Origin of the sequence: Novosphingobium sp. (genome assembly GCF_036803765.1) — a bacterium.
In the GTDB taxonomy this organism is placed as follows: Bacteria; Pseudomonadota; Alphaproteobacteria; order Sphingomonadales; family Sphingomonadaceae; genus Novosphingobium.
On record NZ_DAIRTS010000005.1, the window covers coordinates 105,161 to 120,038 of the forward strand.

Annotated in this window: 15 protein-coding genes; 9 read left to right on the forward strand and 6 right to left on the reverse strand. The window is 68.7% G+C overall.

The window, feature by feature from the left end; genetic code table 11:
- The first annotated feature begins 16 nt into the window (after nt 1–16).
- The 5 genes from tsaB to V7Q48_RS04955 all read left to right on the forward strand — a co-directional run bounded on the left by tsaB (nt 17) and on the right by V7Q48_RS04955 (nt 3,393).
- On the forward strand, nt 17–694 hold the full coding sequence (gene tsaB, locus V7Q48_RS04935) for a tRNA (adenosine(37)-N6)-threonylcarbamoyltransferase complex dimerization subunit type 1 TsaB (protein WP_333836636.1): 678 nt from the start codon (nt 17–19) through the stop codon (nt 692–694).
- Nucleotides 691–1,158 carry a GNAT family N-acetyltransferase gene (locus V7Q48_RS04940; protein ID WP_333836637.1) on the forward strand — a complete coding sequence of 156 codons (468 nt, stop codon included), beginning with the start codon at nt 691–693 and terminating at the stop codon, nt 1,156–1,158. The genes tsaB and V7Q48_RS04940 overlap by 4 nt, the downstream gene beginning before the upstream one ends.
- 173 nt (nt 1,159–1,331) lie before the next feature.
- The gene (locus V7Q48_RS04945; RefSeq protein WP_333836639.1) at nt 1,332–1,790 is read left to right on the forward strand and encodes a MucR family transcriptional regulator; all 459 of its coding nucleotides are present in this window, start codon (nt 1,332–1,334) and stop codon (nt 1,788–1,790) included.
- Between the two features lie 249 nt (nt 1,791–2,039).
- Nucleotides 2,040–2,462, forward strand: coding sequence for a Fur family transcriptional regulator (locus V7Q48_RS04950; protein ID WP_333836640.1), 423 nt, complete (start codon nt 2,040–2,042; stop codon nt 2,460–2,462).
- Nucleotides 2,463–2,517: 55 nt separating this feature from the next.
- Nucleotides 2,518–3,393, forward strand: a complete 876-nt coding sequence (locus V7Q48_RS04955) for a lysophospholipid acyltransferase family protein (protein ID WP_333836641.1) — start codon at nt 2,518–2,520, stop codon at nt 3,391–3,393.
- 29 nt (nt 3,394–3,422) lie between these two features.
- On the opposite strand, the gene V7Q48_RS04960 is transcribed toward V7Q48_RS04955, so the two are convergent.
- On the reverse strand, nt 3,423–4,304 hold the full coding sequence (locus V7Q48_RS04960) for a homocysteine S-methyltransferase family protein (protein WP_333836642.1): 882 nt from the start codon (nt 4,302–4,304) through the stop codon (nt 3,423–3,425).
- A gap of 169 nt (nt 4,305–4,473) precedes the next feature.
- Here V7Q48_RS04960 and V7Q48_RS04965 point away from each other — a divergent pair, with 169 nt between their 5' ends.
- Both V7Q48_RS04965 and V7Q48_RS04970 read left to right on the forward strand, forming a co-directional pair.
- Nucleotides 4,474–5,811 carry an APC family permease gene (locus V7Q48_RS04965; RefSeq protein WP_333836644.1) on the forward strand — a complete coding sequence of 446 codons (1,338 nt, stop codon included), beginning with the start codon at nt 4,474–4,476 and terminating at the stop codon, nt 5,809–5,811.
- A gap of 193 nt (nt 5,812–6,004) precedes the next feature.
- Nucleotides 6,005–6,859 carry a TorF family putative porin gene (locus V7Q48_RS04970; protein ID WP_333836645.1) on the forward strand — a complete coding sequence of 285 codons (855 nt, stop codon included), beginning with the start codon at nt 6,005–6,007 and terminating at the stop codon, nt 6,857–6,859.
- Between the two features lie 24 nt (nt 6,860–6,883).
- Here V7Q48_RS04970 and V7Q48_RS04975 read toward each other — a convergent pair whose 3' ends face one another.
- The 4 genes from V7Q48_RS04975 to V7Q48_RS04990 form a co-directional block, all read right to left on the reverse strand.
- Nucleotides 6,884–7,168 (reverse strand): hypothetical protein, encoded by a 285-nt coding sequence (locus tag V7Q48_RS04975; RefSeq protein ID WP_333836647.1) that lies wholly within the window; start codon nt 7,166–7,168, stop codon nt 6,884–6,886.
- A gap of 184 nt (nt 7,169–7,352) precedes the next feature.
- Nucleotides 7,353–8,618, reverse strand: coding sequence for an N-succinylarginine dihydrolase (locus tag V7Q48_RS04980; protein WP_333836649.1), 1,266 nt, complete (start codon nt 8,616–8,618; stop codon nt 7,353–7,355).
- A gap of 18 nt (nt 8,619–8,636) precedes the next feature.
- Nucleotides 8,637–9,674, reverse strand: a complete 1,038-nt coding sequence (locus V7Q48_RS04985; RefSeq protein ID WP_333836650.1) for an arginine N-succinyltransferase — start codon at nt 9,672–9,674, stop codon at nt 8,637–8,639.
- A gap of 4 nt (nt 9,675–9,678) precedes the next feature.
- Complete coding sequence (locus V7Q48_RS04990; protein ID WP_333836651.1) at nt 9,679–10,884, reverse strand: hydrolase; 1,206 nt, start codon at nt 10,882–10,884, stop codon at nt 9,679–9,681.
- 442 nt (nt 10,885–11,326) lie between these two features.
- Here V7Q48_RS04990 and V7Q48_RS04995 point away from each other — a divergent pair, with 442 nt between their 5' ends.
- Together V7Q48_RS04995 and V7Q48_RS05000 are read left to right on the forward strand one after the other, a co-directional pair.
- Complete coding sequence (locus tag V7Q48_RS04995; RefSeq protein WP_333836652.1) at nt 11,327–13,483, forward strand: malate synthase G; 2,157 nt, start codon at nt 11,327–11,329, stop codon at nt 13,481–13,483.
- 132 nt (nt 13,484–13,615) lie between these two features.
- A complete protein-coding gene (locus tag V7Q48_RS05000) occupies nt 13,616–14,176 on the forward strand; it encodes a hypothetical protein (RefSeq protein WP_333836653.1) in 561 nt (186 codons plus the stop codon).
- A gap of 36 nt (nt 14,177–14,212) precedes the next feature.
- Here the strand turns inward: V7Q48_RS05000 and V7Q48_RS05005 are convergent, their stop codons facing one another.
- A complete protein-coding gene (locus tag V7Q48_RS05005) occupies nt 14,213–14,785 on the reverse strand; it encodes a hypothetical protein (RefSeq protein ID WP_333836654.1) in 573 nt (190 codons plus the stop codon).
- Between the last annotated feature and the right edge of the window lie 93 nt (nt 14,786–14,878).

Genomic DNA, 14,878 nt, shown 5'->3' on the forward strand with positions numbered 1-14,878 from the left:
CGCGGGGGCGGGGCGCTTGGCCAACGAACCGGATATCGCTGCGCGCCGCCTGGTGATCGACAGCGCCACCGAGAATTGCTCGGTCGCGCTGTTCGAGGGTGACAGGCTGCTCGCGCATCAAGGCGCGATGCTGGGGCGCGGCCATGCCGAGGCGCTGGTGCCGATGATCGCCGCATTGCCCGATCGCGGGCGGGCCGCCACCGTTGTCGTCGACGCGGGCCCGGGCAGCTTTACCGGTATCCGTGTCGGCCTGGCCGCCGCCCGCGCGCTTGCGCTGGCATGGGGTGCGCGCGTCGAAAGCTACGAAAGTCTGGCGCTCGTCGCGGCCATGGCGCTGGCCGAGCGCGGCGACTCCGCGCGCCCCATGACTAGCGGCGCGGCCGTCGACGTGGTCATGACCGGCGGCCACGGCGAATGGTTCTTCCGCCCCTTCAATGCGGACGGCCTGCCGCTGGCGCCGCTGGCGTCACTCCCGCCCGAGGCTGTGCTGGCACGGCTCACCGCGCCGCTCGTTGCCGGCAGCCAGGCGGATGCCTGCGCCGCCGCGCGGCCGGATGTCATGGCCTATCCGCTCTGGCCCGATGCGCGCCACGCCGCCCTGCTGCCGGCCTCGGCGCTGGGTGATGGCGCCGCGCCCGCCTATGGCCGCGCGCCCGATGCCAAGCTGCCGGCGGGGGCGACGCTCCCGACATGAGCGCGCCCGCCGACGACTTGGACCGGATCATGGCGGTCATGGTCGCGGCCTTCCCGCCCGAATATGGCGAGGCATGGAACCGCCGCCAGGTCGGCGACGCCATGTTGATCAGCCGCACGCGGTACGGCCTCATCGGTGCCGACGGGGCTTTCGACATCGCCGACGATCAACCCGCAGCGGGCTTCTTTCTTTCGCGCAGTATCTTCGATGAAGAAGAACTTCTTCTTTTCGCGATAAGCCCTTCCCACCGCAGGCTCGGCCTTGGCGATGCATTGCTGGCTCGTTTCATTGAAGAGGCGCGCGGTCTTGGCATGGCGCGACTTTTCCTCGAAATGCGCGACGGCAATCCGGCCGGACATCTCTATCACAAGCACGGTTTCCGCCAAGTCGGCGTGCGACGCGGATATTATCGCTCTTCGGATGGCACCCGTATCGATGCGATCAGTCAGGAACTAAAGCTCTGAACAACCACGATTGCACTAAAGCACAGTGCGATCATTTCGTCGTATTTCGCGAAAACCGACCGTTCCGACATTGAATATCCCATGCGATGGCGTATAGATGTGGTTGATGGTCTGTGATGGGATGGATCCAGCAGAATTCGCAACGCCATCCATAAAAACGAAAGCGGTTCGCAATGACTGAAATCGAAAACGATATGCGTGAAACCCTGATCACGCTCACCTCCGACATTGTCGCGGCACATGTCAGCAACAACAGCGTGTCGGTTGGTGATCTCCCAACACTCATCTCGAACGTGTATTCCGCGCTCGCTGGTCTCAATCCGTCCGAACCGGTTGCCGAAGCGGCGCCCGAACCCGCCGTCTCGGTGCGTGCCTCGGTCAAGAACGACCACATCGTCTGCCTTGAAGACGGCAAGAAGCTGAAGATGCTCAAGCGTCACCTGGCCACGCGCTACAACATGACGCCGGAACAGTATCGCCAGCGCTGGAACCTGCCTGCCGACTATCCGATGGTCGCGCCCGCCTACGCCGAAAAGCGTCGCGAGCTGGCCAAGAAGATCGGTCTCGGCCGCAAGCCCGCCGAAACGCCGGCACCGGCCAAGCGCACCCGCGCCAAGGCAGCGGCGGACTGACCGGCACACCCGATCGGTGGCGCCAGGCGCACGATGACGCCGGCGTGTCCCGATGGGGATGCGCCGGCTTTTTCGTGGTCATGGCCTCGTCCTTGGCCCCCTTTCGCGGCCTGCATCCGGCAGGGCGCCGGCCGGGCCGCGTCGCCGGTTAACAACCGCGAAAAACTCCTGTAAGGCAGCTATCCGAATGACGTGGAACGGCGATCGCGCCGGCCTTGATCATAACGAGATGCCAATGACGAGATCCGTGTGCACCGATTGATTGACCTGGAAGCCCTCTGCGCCGAACGTGGCCTGCGCATCACCGACCAGCGCCGCGTGATCGCCCAGGTCCTGTCGGAAAGCACCGATCATCCCGACGTCGAAAAGCTGCACGAGCGCGCCGCCGCGCGCGATCCGCGCATCTCGATCGCCACGGTCTATCGCACCGTGCGCCTGTTCGAGGAGGCGGGCATTCTCGACCGGCATGATTTCGGCGACGGACGCGCCCGTTACGAGGCCACGCCCGAGGCGCATCACGACCACCTGATCGACGTGGAAACCGGCAAGGTGATCGAATTCGTCGATCCCGAACTGGAACAGTTGCAGCGCCAGATCGCCGAGAAGCTTGGCTATCGCCTGGTCGATCACCGAATGGAACTTTACGGCGTAAAGCTCGGCCGCGACGGCTGAGCTTGCGATCCACGCACCTAGCGACGCAAGCATCCTGGGAGGGGAGCCCGTTTCGATGATAGCATTCCGCCGCAAGAGCCGCAGTGTCGGCCCCGAGCGTGGCCGGCCGATCGATGCACTGGGCTGGTTCCGCGTCAGCTGGCGCGCCGCTGGCCTGCTGATTGCCCTGCTGATCTGCGTGCCGGTGCACTACATCTGGCGCGCGATCCACTACGGCTCGCCGATGCCACGCGTATTCCTCTACTGCGCAGCGCGGCTGTGCGGCGCTCGCCTGCGGGTCCATGGCACGCCGCTCAAGCGCGACGTGTTCTACATCAGCAATCACCTGTCGTGGGTGGACATCCTCGCGCTGGGCGGGGCGAGCGGCACGGCCTTCGTGTCCAAGGCCGAGATCGGCCAGGCGCCTTTGGTGGGCTGGCTCGCCAAGCTGAACCGCACGGTCTTCGTCAGCCGCGAGGATCGCCTGGGCGTCGCCGAACAGATCAATCGCCTGCGCGAGGCGCTGGCGGACAACTGGGCAATCACGGTATTCCCCGAAGGCACGACGACCGACGGGCAATCGCTCCTGCCGTTCAAGACCTCGATGCTGCGCGTGCTCGAGCCGCCGCCGCCCGGCGTGCTGGTACAGCCCGTGGCGCTCGATTACGGCGAAGTGGCGGAGTGGATCGGCTGGATCGGCACCGAAAGCGGCAAGGACAACGCCCTGCGCATTCTCGGCCGCCGCGGCTCGTTCCGGCTCGACATCCACTTCCTCGATCCGTTCGACCCGCGCGACTTCCCGGGCCGCAAGGCGATCGCCGCCGAGGCGCGCAATCGCATCGTCCCCGCGATGGAGCGCAATCTGGGCAAGGCGCTGCGCCCCTTCGCGCACGACGTGCCGCAGGTCGGCTATACCGTCGCCTCGGCCCGGCAACAGGACCGGGCTGCCTGACCTGATCGCCCCGGCCAAGTAGCAGGCCCTCAGCGCAACGCGGCGTGAAGCTGCGCGATATGCTCGGGGCCGATGCCGCAGCACCCGCCGATAATGCCCGCGCCCGCGCCGGCCCAGCCTCGCGCCAACGCGGCATAGCCTTCGGGCGTGAGGTCGGCGCGGATCGGGCTAAGGCCGCTGTTGGCTTCTGCATCCGCGCCCTGGGGCGGGAAGGCATTGGCATAGACGCCGATCGGCAGGGGCGCTTGTTTCCCAAGCGCTTCGCGCGCGTCCGTGATGGCCGCGGCCATGACTTCGGGCTGGCTGCAATTGAACAGCAGCGCCTCGGCGCCCAGCCGCCGTGCAGCGATGGCTGCCTGTGCCACCGTCTCGCCGGAGCGCAGCATCGGCGGCGCGGCCAGGTCTTCGTCCGCCAGGGTGAACGACAGCCATAGCGGCGCGCCGGTTCCGGCCACGCAGTCGGCGACCAGTTCGGCTTCGACCACGGCGGACAGCGTTTCGGCCAGCCAGAGGTCGACATGCGCGGCCAGCGCGCCGACGAGAACCGACAGCACCGCCCGGCTGCGCGCCTGGTCGATGAGATCGGGCCGGTAGGAGCCCGAGACCGGCGGCAGCGACCCTGCAACGCGCACCACGCGGGGCGCCGTGTCGGCGACGGCGCGGGCCAAGGCACCGGCCCGGTCGGCCAGCATGGCGCCCTGTGCGTCGAAGCGCTCTTGCCCGATATGGAAGGGGACGAGGGCATAGCTGTTGGTCGTGATGACGTCCGCGCCCGCGTCGACATAGCGCTGGTGAACGCGGGAGACGAACTCCGGCGCCTCGATCAGGGCGAGTGCCGACCATTCGGGCTGGCGGAACGGCGCGCCGATCCGCGCGAGTTCGCGGCCGGTGCCGCCATCGAGAATGAGCATGAGCCGCAAGCCCCCTATGCGATTGGTCCTGCGATCCGCGATGCCACAATGGCCGCAGGGCTGCTACCTCGGCGTGAAGGTGCCCCTTGATGGCATCCTGCAAATCCGCACTATGCGGCGACCGGGCCGATTGCGGCCCGCCCATTGCCAGTTGCCGGACAGACCCCGCTTGACCCGAACCACTTCGCCGCCTCCCGGCACCGCGCGTCCCCTGCCGCATCTCGGCCTTCCGCAGGCCTTGCTCGTCGCGCTCGGTATGGTCCTGTCGACCGACAGCCTGAAGACGGCGCCGACCGTGGCGGCGCATGCGCCAGGCGGGCATGTCTTGCTGCTGTGGGTGGCCGGGGCGCTGGCCAGCATGGTCGGTGCGTTGTGCTACGTCGAGATGGCGGCGGCATTTCCGGATTCGGGCGGGGAATATGCCTTCCTGCGCCGCGCCTGGGGGACGCGGCTGGCGCGGCTCTATGCCTGGTCGCGCTTTGCCATCATGCACACCGGCTGGATCGCGCTGATGGCGCATCTTCTCGCCGACTATGCCACGGCGATCTGGCCGATGGGACACGGCGGCCGTGGGCTGCTCGCACTCGCGATCGTCGCGGCGCTGACCGGGCTCAACCTCGTTCACGTACGCCTCGGTTTCCTGACTCAGGCCATGCTCGTGGCGCTCGTGGCCGCAGGGTTTGCCGGGATCACCATTGCCGGGTTCAGCACCGTTCCGGCCGCGGGCCAGGCGGCATCGCTGCCCGTAGCCGGCGCCTCCGGCGGTCTCGGCACAGCACTGATCTATGTCTTCCTCGCCTATGGCGGATGGAGCGACATGGCGACGCTGTCGGGCGAGGTGCGGGGCGGGCGGCGCGCGATGCTCGTCGTCGTGATCGGCGCGCTGGCGCTGCTGATGGTGATCTATTGCGCGCTCAATGCCGCGCTGCTGCATGGCCTCGGGCTTGCCGGGCTGGCCTCTGCCACAGCGCCCGGTGCCGAACTCGCCCGTGCCGCCTTTGGCCCGGCCGCGGCATGGATCACTGTCGCTATCGTCGCCATCTCGGCGACGAGCAGCATCAACTCGACGCTGATCGTCTGCTCGCGCGTGACGGCCGCCGCCGCCCGCGACCATCCCGCGCTGGCAGCCGTCGGCGCATGGCACCCGCAGCGCGGCACACCGGCCCGGGCCACGCTCGCGGTCGGCGGATTCGCGCTGCTGCTCACCGCGGTGTCGGGCTTGTCGGAAAGCGGGTTCGCCGCGATGGTCGACTACATGACGCCGGTCTACTGGGTCTTCGTGCTGCTGGGCATGGCCGCCTCGATCCGGCTGCGACGCCGGGCGCCCAAGCACGACTGGCCGGTGCGCACGCCGCTGTTTCCCTTGTTTCCAGCGGCCTTCATCGTCCTTTCTGCCGCGATGCTGTGGTCCTCGCTGACTCAACTCGGACCCGGCGCGCTGGCCGGTGCGGCCGTGTTGGCGCTGGGACTGGTGCTGGAGCGCATCGGCCCAAAGCCCGCCCGCTAAGACCGGGTGTTGCCTGAAAGGCACAGCGGAAACATGGCAATCTTTCGTCGCAATTGAGCAAAAAAGCAGACAGTCACGCGGCGTACCTATGGACTCGTCGCCGCAACCTGCAGCCGGATCACAGGTCCGAGACGAGCAGGCGGCGACACGCAGGCGGAACCGTTTTTTTGACCCATCCGGGAGGACGTTTCCGATGACTATCCGCACTGCGCTTGCCGCTGTTCTCGCTGGCGTGGCGATGGCCGCAGCCTCCAACGCCATGGCGCAGGATACCGCGCCTCCGTCCGCCATCACCGTCTCGGGCAGCGCTGCCGTCGTCACCGATTACCGCCTGCGCGGCGTGTCGCAGTCGAACAACGGCTTTGCGTTGCAGGCCGGCGTGACCATCGCGCACGAAAGCGGCTTCTACGTCGGGACCTGGGGTTCCAACCTCGCCGGCTGGGGTACCTTCGGTGGTCCCAACCTCGAACTCGACGCCATCGGCGGTTTCAAGAAGACCTTCGGTGCGGCAACGCTCGACGTCGGCCTGACCTGGTACATGTATCCGGGTGGCGCGGCGAAAACCGACTTTGCCGAACCCTTCGTCAAGCTGTCGGGCACCGTCGGCCCGGTTTCGGCCCTCGCCGGCGTCGCCTACGCGCCCAGCCAGCAGGCGCTCGGCAAGTGGTACGACAGCGGTGCCTCGGCGCAGACCGGCATTCCCGACCACCCCGGCGCTAAGAAGGACAACCTCTACCTCTGGGGTGACGTCAGCGGCGCGATCCCGAACACGCCGGTCACACTCAAGGGCCACCTCGGCTACAGCAAGGGCAACTCGGGCCTTGGCCCCAACGGCACCAGCGTCGCGCCGACCGGCGAATATGCCGACTGGCTGCTGGGCGCCGATCTCGCGCTGGGCAAAATCGTACTCGGCGTTGCCTATATCGACACCGATATCAGCAAGGCCGAGGCGGCGTACCTCCAGCCCAACTTCTCCAAGTACCAGGTGCCGGGCGGCGACTCGATCTCGTCCTCGCGCGTGGTCGTCACCGCGACGGTCAACTTCTGACACGATCGCGCAAAACCTGAACCGTCAGGAGGGGATCGTGTCCGGCGATCCCCTCGCTGGTGTGCCCGAATTCCCATTACGCTCAGCGGCTTGCCGCTCCTGCTCGAACCGCAGGCAGTCGAGGATCTTGGCGCCAGCCATGAAGACGGCGCAGGTCGCGGCCAGGAACAGCAGCTTGCCGCCATATCCCGGAAAACGCGTCAGATAGGCCTGCCCACGCTCGACCGCGCCGAGCGCGAGCGCATAGATCACCGCGAATGCCTCGAACCGGTTCTTGATGATGAAGAGTCGGCTGAATTTCCGAAGCATGCGGCCCTGTCCTTGTGTCCTCTCGACCTCGCAACGACCGTGCCAACCGCGCGGGCGCACCGTCAACGCAGGGTGCGATACGGTTAACCGCGTCGCAACTGTAAAACGCGGCGACAAGTGTGCCGCATTTCCCAAAAGAGGAACGGTCGGGCCTGCGCGCCAGTTCCACGCGCGGCCGAGGCCATCACAGCAGTTCGGTCAGTCCAAGTGTCCCGAGCAGGGACTGGCGGGCGGCGATCACGGTTCGGGCGAGCGCCTCGTTGCCGATGTCGCGCGGGTCGATCTGCTCGGGCCAATGCTGCGCCACCACGGCCGCGATCTGGTCGATGCGATCGTGGTCGAGCAGGAAGCGCGGGTCGACCGTGGCGGGATCGGCGACGACGCGCAGACGCAGGCAGGCTGGGCCGCCACCATTGGCCATCGATTGGCGCACGTCCACGGGCAGGACCTGCCGGATCGGACCGTTGCCGGCGAGCATGGTGTCGAGCCAGCCACGGACCGAGGGCATCTCCCAGGCCTCGAGCGGGATCACCAGCGCCATGCCGCCATCGGGCAGTGTCAGCAGTTGCGCATTGAACAGGTACGAGCGGATCGCGTCGGCAAGGCTAACCGCGCTGGCGGGCACGATCACGATCTCGGCCTCGGGCAGCCGGTCACGAATCGCGGCATAGGTGCCCTCGGGATCGGCGAAGGCCTGTTCATGCGTGAACAGCACGCGTTCGTTGGCGACGGCGACGACATCGTTGTGAAAGGCTCCGGCCGCGATCGCCTCGGGCGCCTGCTCGACGAACAGGCAGCGCGCGGGATCGAGGCCGTGCAGGCGTGCCACCGCACGGCTGGCCTGTTCGTGCTGGCGCGCGGGGAAGGCCCCGCCGGGGCGGCCGTAGACGAAGATCTCGAGGCCCGGCGCATCGTGGCTTGCGGCCATGCGCATGTGGTTGGCCGCGCCCTCGTCGCCGAAGCAGGCAGGGACGGCATCGTGCACCGCAAAGTGCGCGGCATCGGCAAAGGCGAGGCGCAATTGGCGCACCGTGTCGACCCATTCCTGCGAGCGGTGCGGCATGGTGACGAGATTGGCGGCGGTCAGGTGGCAGCGCCCGTCGGCGGTGTCGGGAGCGGGGCTGACCGTGGCGGCATTGGCGGTCCACATCGAACTGGCCGACCAGGCGGCGGCGCGCAGGCGCTTTTCCGCCTCGTCCGTCGGTGCGCGCGCGTCAAGACCGAGGGCATCGAGCAGGCCGGGGTTGGGGCGCGGCAACGGCACGAACAGGCCCTGCACCAGCTCGAGGTCGAGGTTGTGGCGCATCTTCGCCAGCCCCTGCAGCGCGGCGGTGCGCGGGTAAGAAGGGTCGCCGGCATGGCTGGCGGAGGCCAGGTTGCCCAGGCTCAGGCCCGCGTAGTTGTGGCTGGGCCCGACCAGCCCGTCAAAGTTGATTTCCACCAGTGCCATCGTCGTTCTCTTCTGTTGTCAGCGGGCCACGTGCCACACGGTATCGCCGGCGCGCACGTCGAGTGCGGCAGCGGAAATGGGATCGAGCACGAGGCCGTCGGGGCCATCGGCCACTTCGCCCAGGGTGCAGCGGAAATCGGCAAGGCGCCCGGTCGCGACCAGCACCTTGCGCGCCGGCCCGCTGCCTTCGGGTGCCGCAACATGGGCGATCGCCGCTTCGCGCGCATCGGCGATCGAGCGGACCTGGTCGGTGCGCGCCGCCATCGTCGGGCCACCGTCGAAAATGTCGACATAGCCTTCGTAGGCGAAGCCCTCGTTCTCGAGCATGCGCATCGCCGGGCGGCCATTGGGGTGCGGCATCCCGATCGCGGTGCGTGCCGCCTCAGGCAGCATCGCCACGTAGACCGGATGCTTGGGCATGAGGTCGGCGATGAACTGGTGCCCGTTCAGCGCGTTGAAATGATCGGCCTCATGAAATCCCATGCCGAAGAACTTGCCGCCGACCGCATCCCAGAATGCCGAGCCGCCGCGCTCGTCGATTACGCCGCGCAGTTCGGCCAGGATGCGCGGGCCGAACCGGCCGCGATGCATGGCGATGAACAGATAGCGGCTGCGCGCCAGCAGCAGGCCGAGGCCGCCCGCCCGCTCTCCGGGATGGAGGAACAGCCCGCCGACCTCGCTCGATCCTTCGAGATCGGTGACGAGGTGCAGCATCTCCGCGCGGACCGTACGGTTGAGCTCCTTGGAATGCTGGGTCAGCGTCGTCAGGCGATAGGAATAGAACGGATGGCTGTGGCCGACGCAGGCGAAGATCTGCGCCGTGCCACGCACGTCGCCGGTCTGCGTGTTTTCCAGGATAGTGACGAACAGCTCGTCGCCCGGGCCTCCGGGCAGGCTGTCGCGCGGATCGGCATAGGCCGCAGCGGCGCGGGCCAGCTTGGCCGCGAGCGAGGCCTTGTCGGCGGGCAGGTTGGTGAACCCGCTGCCGCCGAGCTTGGCCATTTCGTAAAGCTGGTCGAGATCGTCGGGATTGGCTGCGCGAATACGGAACGCCATCGTCTCATTCCCCTCCCGAGAGGCGATGGAGCACCAGCGCGGAAAGCGCGGCGCGTTCGGCCAGCGAGGCCACGATCAGGAACTCGTCGGCGGAGTGGATCGCTCCGCCGCGCACGCCCATGGTGTCGACCACCGGCACGCCGAGCGCGGCGATGTTGTTGCCGTCGCAGACCCCGCCGGTCGCCTTCCAGCGGATGTCCTGCCCCAGTGCCGCCCCGCAGCGACGCACCAGCCCGAACAGGTCCTCGGCCTCGGGCGTCAGGGGCTTGGGCGGGCGGCTGATCCCGCCGTGCACGTGGATCGCGACTTCGTGTGCGACTTCGACCGCCGTCACCGCCTCGCCCAGCGCGCGGGCAAAGGCGTCGGCGTCGGCCGTGGCGGCAGGACGAATGTTCCAGCGCAGCACCGCCTTGTCCGGCACCACGTTGTTGGCGCTGCCCCCGTCGATCCGCGCCGGGTTTACCGAGAGGCCGGGGCGGTGCAGCGCCTTGAGCCGCAGCGCGAGATCGGCGGCGGCAACCAGCGCGTTGCGACCCTCGTCGGGGTTGCGCCCGGCATGGGCAGAGCGCCCGGTGACCACAGCTGAATAATTGCCGCTGCCCGCGCGCGCGCCGGCCAGCGTGCCATCGGGCAGGGCCGAGGGCTCGTAGGTCAGCGCCGCCGCCTTGCCGCGCGCCAGCTCGGCGATGAGCGGGGCGGAGGCGAGGCTGCCGGTCTCCTCGTCCGAATTGATCAGCACGTCGTAGCCGACCGACGCAGCGACAGGGCTGCGCTCGAACGCGGCCAGCGCGGCCAGCAGAACCGCGATGCCGCCCTTCATGTCGGCCACGCCCGGTCCGTTCAGCGTTTCCCCGTCGAGCCAGGAGGTGTGCTGGAACGGGTGCCCGAGCGGGAACACGGTGTCCATGTGCCCGGTCAGCAGATAGCGGCGCGGCGCCTCGGGGCGTACCGAGACGACGAGGTGCGCGCCGTGGTCGAGCGCGGTGACGGCCCCGTCGGCGGTAACCGTCTCGACCGGGGCGGGGGCGACCATGCTCAGCGTGCCGGGCAGCACGGCAAAGGCATCGGCGAGCGCCTGCGCCTGCACGGCCAGGCCCGCCAGATTGCGCGTGCCGGTGTTGATCGCACTCCACGCCAGCACCTGCGCCAGGAGCGGCGCGGGGTCGATCGGAGCGAGCAGCGCCTGTTCGGCGGGAGAAAGCTGTTGCATCGGCAACCAGCCTAGCGGTTCCCTCGCGCGGGGTGAACCCCTCCCCGACGATCGCGCCCATGATAGAGGCCTCGGCGCATGGTCTCGCCCCTCCGTCAGTCGCTGGCGCGCCTGACACCTCCCCATCGGGGATGGGGAGGATCGGTGGGGCACGATCCTCCCTGCCGGAAGGCGGGGAGGGGGACCGCCGCGAAGCGGTGGTGGAGGGGCCCTTGCTTAAGGCCTCACCCCTCCGGTATGCGCTGGCGCGCCTGACACCTCCCGATCCACGATGGGGAGGATCAGAACGGCACGATCCTGCCCCATTGCCAATGCCCGTCTTTTGCGTCATCATCGCGTCTGTTCCTCCCCAGGTTCAATTGGCAAGTCGGTCCGGCTCCTGCAAAAGCAGGGAGTTCTGGCCGATCGCGCCGTGCCCGTTTGACGACAAAGGCAGATGACCATGGGTGAGTTTACCGACATTTCCGACCTGCGCCCCCGCACCGACCGGGCCGGCCTCAAGGTGGATGCCGCGCTGGCGACTTTCCTAGAGACCGAAGTGCTTGCGCCCGTGGCGCAGGACGTCGATGCCTTCTGGGCCGATTTCGCCGCGCTGCTGGCGCGCTTCGTGCCGGTCAACCGCGCGCTGCTCGCCAAGCGCGAGAGCCTGCAAGCAGCGATCGATGCCTGGCATGTCGGCCGCAAGGGCCAGCCGCACGACCCGGCCGCCTATCGCGCGTTTCTGACCGAGATCGGCTACCTGGTGCCCGAGCCGGCGCCCTTTGCCATCGGCACGCAGCATGTCGATGCCGAGATCGCGACGATGGCCGGGCCGCAGCTGGTCGTGCCGGTGCTCAACGACCGCTTCCTGCTCAATGCTGCGAACGCGCGCTGGGGCAGCCTCTACGATGCGTGGTACGGCACCGACGCCCTCGATGCCGCGCCGGCGCGTGCGGGGGGCTATGATGCGCAGCGCGGCGCGGCGGTGATCGCGGCGGGGCGTGCGTTCCTCGATGCCGCGCTGCCGCTGGCGCAGGGCAGCTGGACCGATTGGGACGGCGAGACGGTTCCGGCGCTGGCCGATCCGGCGCAGTGGGTCGGGCACAAGCCCGACGGCCTATTGTTCCGCCACAACGGCCTGCATATCGAGCTGTGCCTCGACCGCACGCATCCGGTGGGCGCGACCGATACGGCCGGGCTGGCCGACATCGTGCTCGAAGCCGCGCTGACCACGATCGTCGACCTCGAGGATTCGGTCGCCGCGGTCGATGCCGAGGACAAGCTCGTCGCCTACCGGCACTGGCTGGGCCTGATGCGCGGTGACCTGACCGCGCAGTTCGCCAAGGGCGGGCGCACCATGACCCGCACGCTGGAGGCGGACCGCGCCTGGCACGGCCCTGACGGGAGCGAACTGGTGCTGCCGGGGCGCAGCCTGCTGTTCGTGCGCAACGTCGGCCACCTGATGACCAACCCGGCGATCCTGCTGCCCGACGGCGGCGAGATTCCCGAAGGCATCATGGATGCGGTCGTCACATCGGCGATCGGGCTGCACGACCTGATGGGCCTTGGGCTGCATCGCAATACGCGCGAAGGCTCGATCTACATCGTCAAGCCCAAGATGCACGGGCCCGAGGAAGCCGCCTTCACCAACGACCTGTTCGACGCGGTCGAAGACCTGCTGACGCTGCCGCGCCATACGATCAAGGTGGGCGTGATGGACGAGGAGCGCCGCACCAGCGCCAACCTTGCCGCCTGCATCCACGCGGTGCGCGAGCGCGTCGTGTTCATCAACACCGGCTTCCTCGACCGGACCGGTGACGAGATCCACACCTCGATGCAGGCCGGGGCGATGATCCGCAAGGGCGCGATGAAGCAGTCGGGCTGGATCGCCGCCTACGAGGCGCGCAACGTCGGCATCGGTCTGGCTTGCGGTCTCTCCGGCAAGGCGCAGATCGGCAAGGGCATGTGGGCCGCGCCTGACCGGATGCGCGCGATGGTCGCGGAGAAGATCGCGCATCCGCTGACCGGCGCCAACACCGCCTGGGTGCCGTCGCCCACGGCCGCGACGCTGCACGCCACGCATTATCACCAGGTCGACGTCTTTGCAGAGCGCGAGGCGATCGCGTCGCGGCCCGTTCCTGCGCTGGACGCCCTGCTGGCGATCCCGCTGGCCGAAGGCGCCAACTGGTCGGACGAGGACATCCGCGCCGAGCTCGACAACAATGCCCAAGGCCTGCTCGGCTATGTCGTGCGCTGGATCGACCAGGGGGTCGGCTGCTCGAAGGTGCCCGATCTCGACGACGTCGGCCTGATGGAAGACCGTGCCACGCTGCGCATTTCCAGCCAGCATCTCGCCAACTGGCTGCTCCACGGCGTGTGTACGCGCGACCAGGTGATGGAGGCGCTGCAGCGCATGGCCGCCAAGGTCGATGCGCAGAACGCCGGCGATCCGCTGTACGAGCCGATGGCCGGGCAATGGGCGCAGAGCTACGCTTTCCGCGCGGCCTGCGACCTGGTGTTCGAAGGCGTGGGCCAGCCCAGCGGCTATACCGAGCCGCTGCTTCACGCCTGGCGCCGACGCAAGAAGGCCTCGCTGCTCGCAGTGGCTGAACCGGCCTGAGCCAACCCGTCTGACTTCGCGGGGGCATGACATCGCGGGCATGCGGCACCGGGCGCCGCATGCCCGCGCTTGCCCCGCGCGGCGCTTGTTGCCATGGCATGGGCTTTGATCGATCCGAACGGAACCTGTGACATGCTGCAACTGATCGAGGCCAACTGGCCGCTGGTGGCAGGCGCGGTGGCGGTGCTGCTGCTGCTCGCCGTCCTGCTGCTGCGTTCGCGCACCAAGACGCCCGAACGCCGCGAATTCAACGACGTGCTTTCCGAAGGTGCCGCGCCGGCGCAGCGCAACACCGCGCTGATCGATGCACCGCCCGCTGCCGCCATCGTCCCGCCGCCAGCCCCTGCCGCACCGCCGCCCCCGCCGGTGGACATGGCTCCGGCCGAAGTCGCGCCCGTCGACGTGGCCCCGGCTCCGGCCGCGCCCGAGGCGAATGTCGTGCCGCCGCCGGTTGTGGAAGACGACCTCACCCGCATCAAGGGTCTGGGTCCCAAGCTGCGCGCAACGCTTGCCGGTCTGGGTGTGACCCGCTTCGCGCAGATTGCCGCCTGGAGCGAGGCCGACATCGCGCGCATCGACGCGCAGCTCGGCGCCTTTGCCGGCCGCCCGACGCGCGACAACTGGGTCGAGCAGGCACGCCTGCTCGCTGCCGGAGAGACCGGCGCCTACGAAGAAAAGTTCGGCAAGCTGTAACGAAAGTACGCTCTCGCCCGCCGCGGGAGCGTGCGCCTATTCCTGCGCCTGCGGTGCCGCTGGCGCCGCGCCGGTCGCCGGCCGCGCGCCGCAGCGGCGGATCAGCGCACGGACCAGGTCGCTGCCGGGCACGCTGATCTTGCCGGCATCGGGCAGGGTGCCGGTAAACGGCCCCTCGAACACTTCGGACGCCGGATCGCCCGCCGGCAGGCTGCCCTGCCACAGATAGCCGCGCGAGCCGGGGACGGCGGTGGCATCAACCGCCAGCCGCACGATGCGCTTGCGCCCCTGCAAGGCGAACAGCGCCTGTGCGCCGACCTCGGCCGGTACATGGCGCGTCACCACCAGAACCCCCTGGCGGCAGGCCAGCGACAGGTCCGGCCCGGCGCCGGGCTGGCCGAAACGCACGCTGTCCCCGCCCGGCGCACCGGCCCATAGCGGCTTGCCCCCCAGTGGTTCGCCTTCGCCCGCCACCGGCAACGGCTGGCTTTCGGGCAGGGCGACGCGCACGGCATTGAGCGGCGTGCCGCTGTCCTGCGGGGCCGGGGCCTTGGACGAGCAGGCAGCGAGCAGAAGCAGCACGGCGGGGGCGATCGAGCGGGCGGTCATGGCATGCGTGCTATCGCGGCGGCGAGGGCGGTGCAATGTGGTTCGGGGCGGTTCGGGCGTGGGAATGACCCCTCCGTCAGGCCTTGCGGCCTG

Bases quoted from the DNA above. Each gene is read 5' to 3' on its own strand.
- V7Q48_RS04945 (WP_333836639.1), top strand. From the start codon at position 1,332: ATGACTGAAATCGAAAACGATATGCGTGAAACCCTGATCACGCTCACC.
- V7Q48_RS04985 (WP_333836650.1), bottom strand. From the start codon at position 9,674: ATGGCGTTCCGTATTCGCGCAGCCAATCCCGACGATCTCGACCAGCTT.
- V7Q48_RS05005 (WP_333836654.1), bottom strand. From the start codon at position 14,785: ATGACCGCCCGCTCGATCGCCCCCGCCGTGCTGCTTCTGCTCGCTGCC.
- V7Q48_RS04995 (WP_333836652.1), top strand. From the start codon at position 11,327: ATGGGTGAGTTTACCGACATTTCCGACCTGCGCCCCCGCACCGACCGG.
- V7Q48_RS04960 (WP_333836642.1), bottom strand. From the start codon at position 4,304: ATGCTCATTCTCGATGGCGGCACCGGCCGCGAACTCGCGCGGATCGGC.
- V7Q48_RS04990 (WP_333836651.1), bottom strand. From the start codon at position 10,884: ATGCAACAGCTTTCTCCCGCCGAACAGGCGCTGCTCGCTCCGATCGAC.
- V7Q48_RS04940 (WP_333836637.1), top strand. From the start codon at position 691: ATGAGCGCGCCCGCCGACGACTTGGACCGGATCATGGCGGTCATGGTC.
- V7Q48_RS05000 (WP_333836653.1), top strand. From the start codon at position 13,616: ATGCTGCAACTGATCGAGGCCAACTGGCCGCTGGTGGCAGGCGCGGTG.
- V7Q48_RS04955 (WP_333836641.1), top strand. From the start codon at position 2,518: ATGATAGCATTCCGCCGCAAGAGCCGCAGTGTCGGCCCCGAGCGTGGC.
- V7Q48_RS04975 (WP_333836647.1), bottom strand. From the start codon at position 7,168: ATGCTTCGGAAATTCAGCCGACTCTTCATCATCAAGAACCGGTTCGAG.
- V7Q48_RS04970 (WP_333836645.1), top strand. From the start codon at position 6,005: ATGACTATCCGCACTGCGCTTGCCGCTGTTCTCGCTGGCGTGGCGATG.
- V7Q48_RS04980 (WP_333836649.1), bottom strand. From the start codon at position 8,618: ATGGCACTGGTGGAAATCAACTTTGACGGGCTGGTCGGGCCCAGCCAC.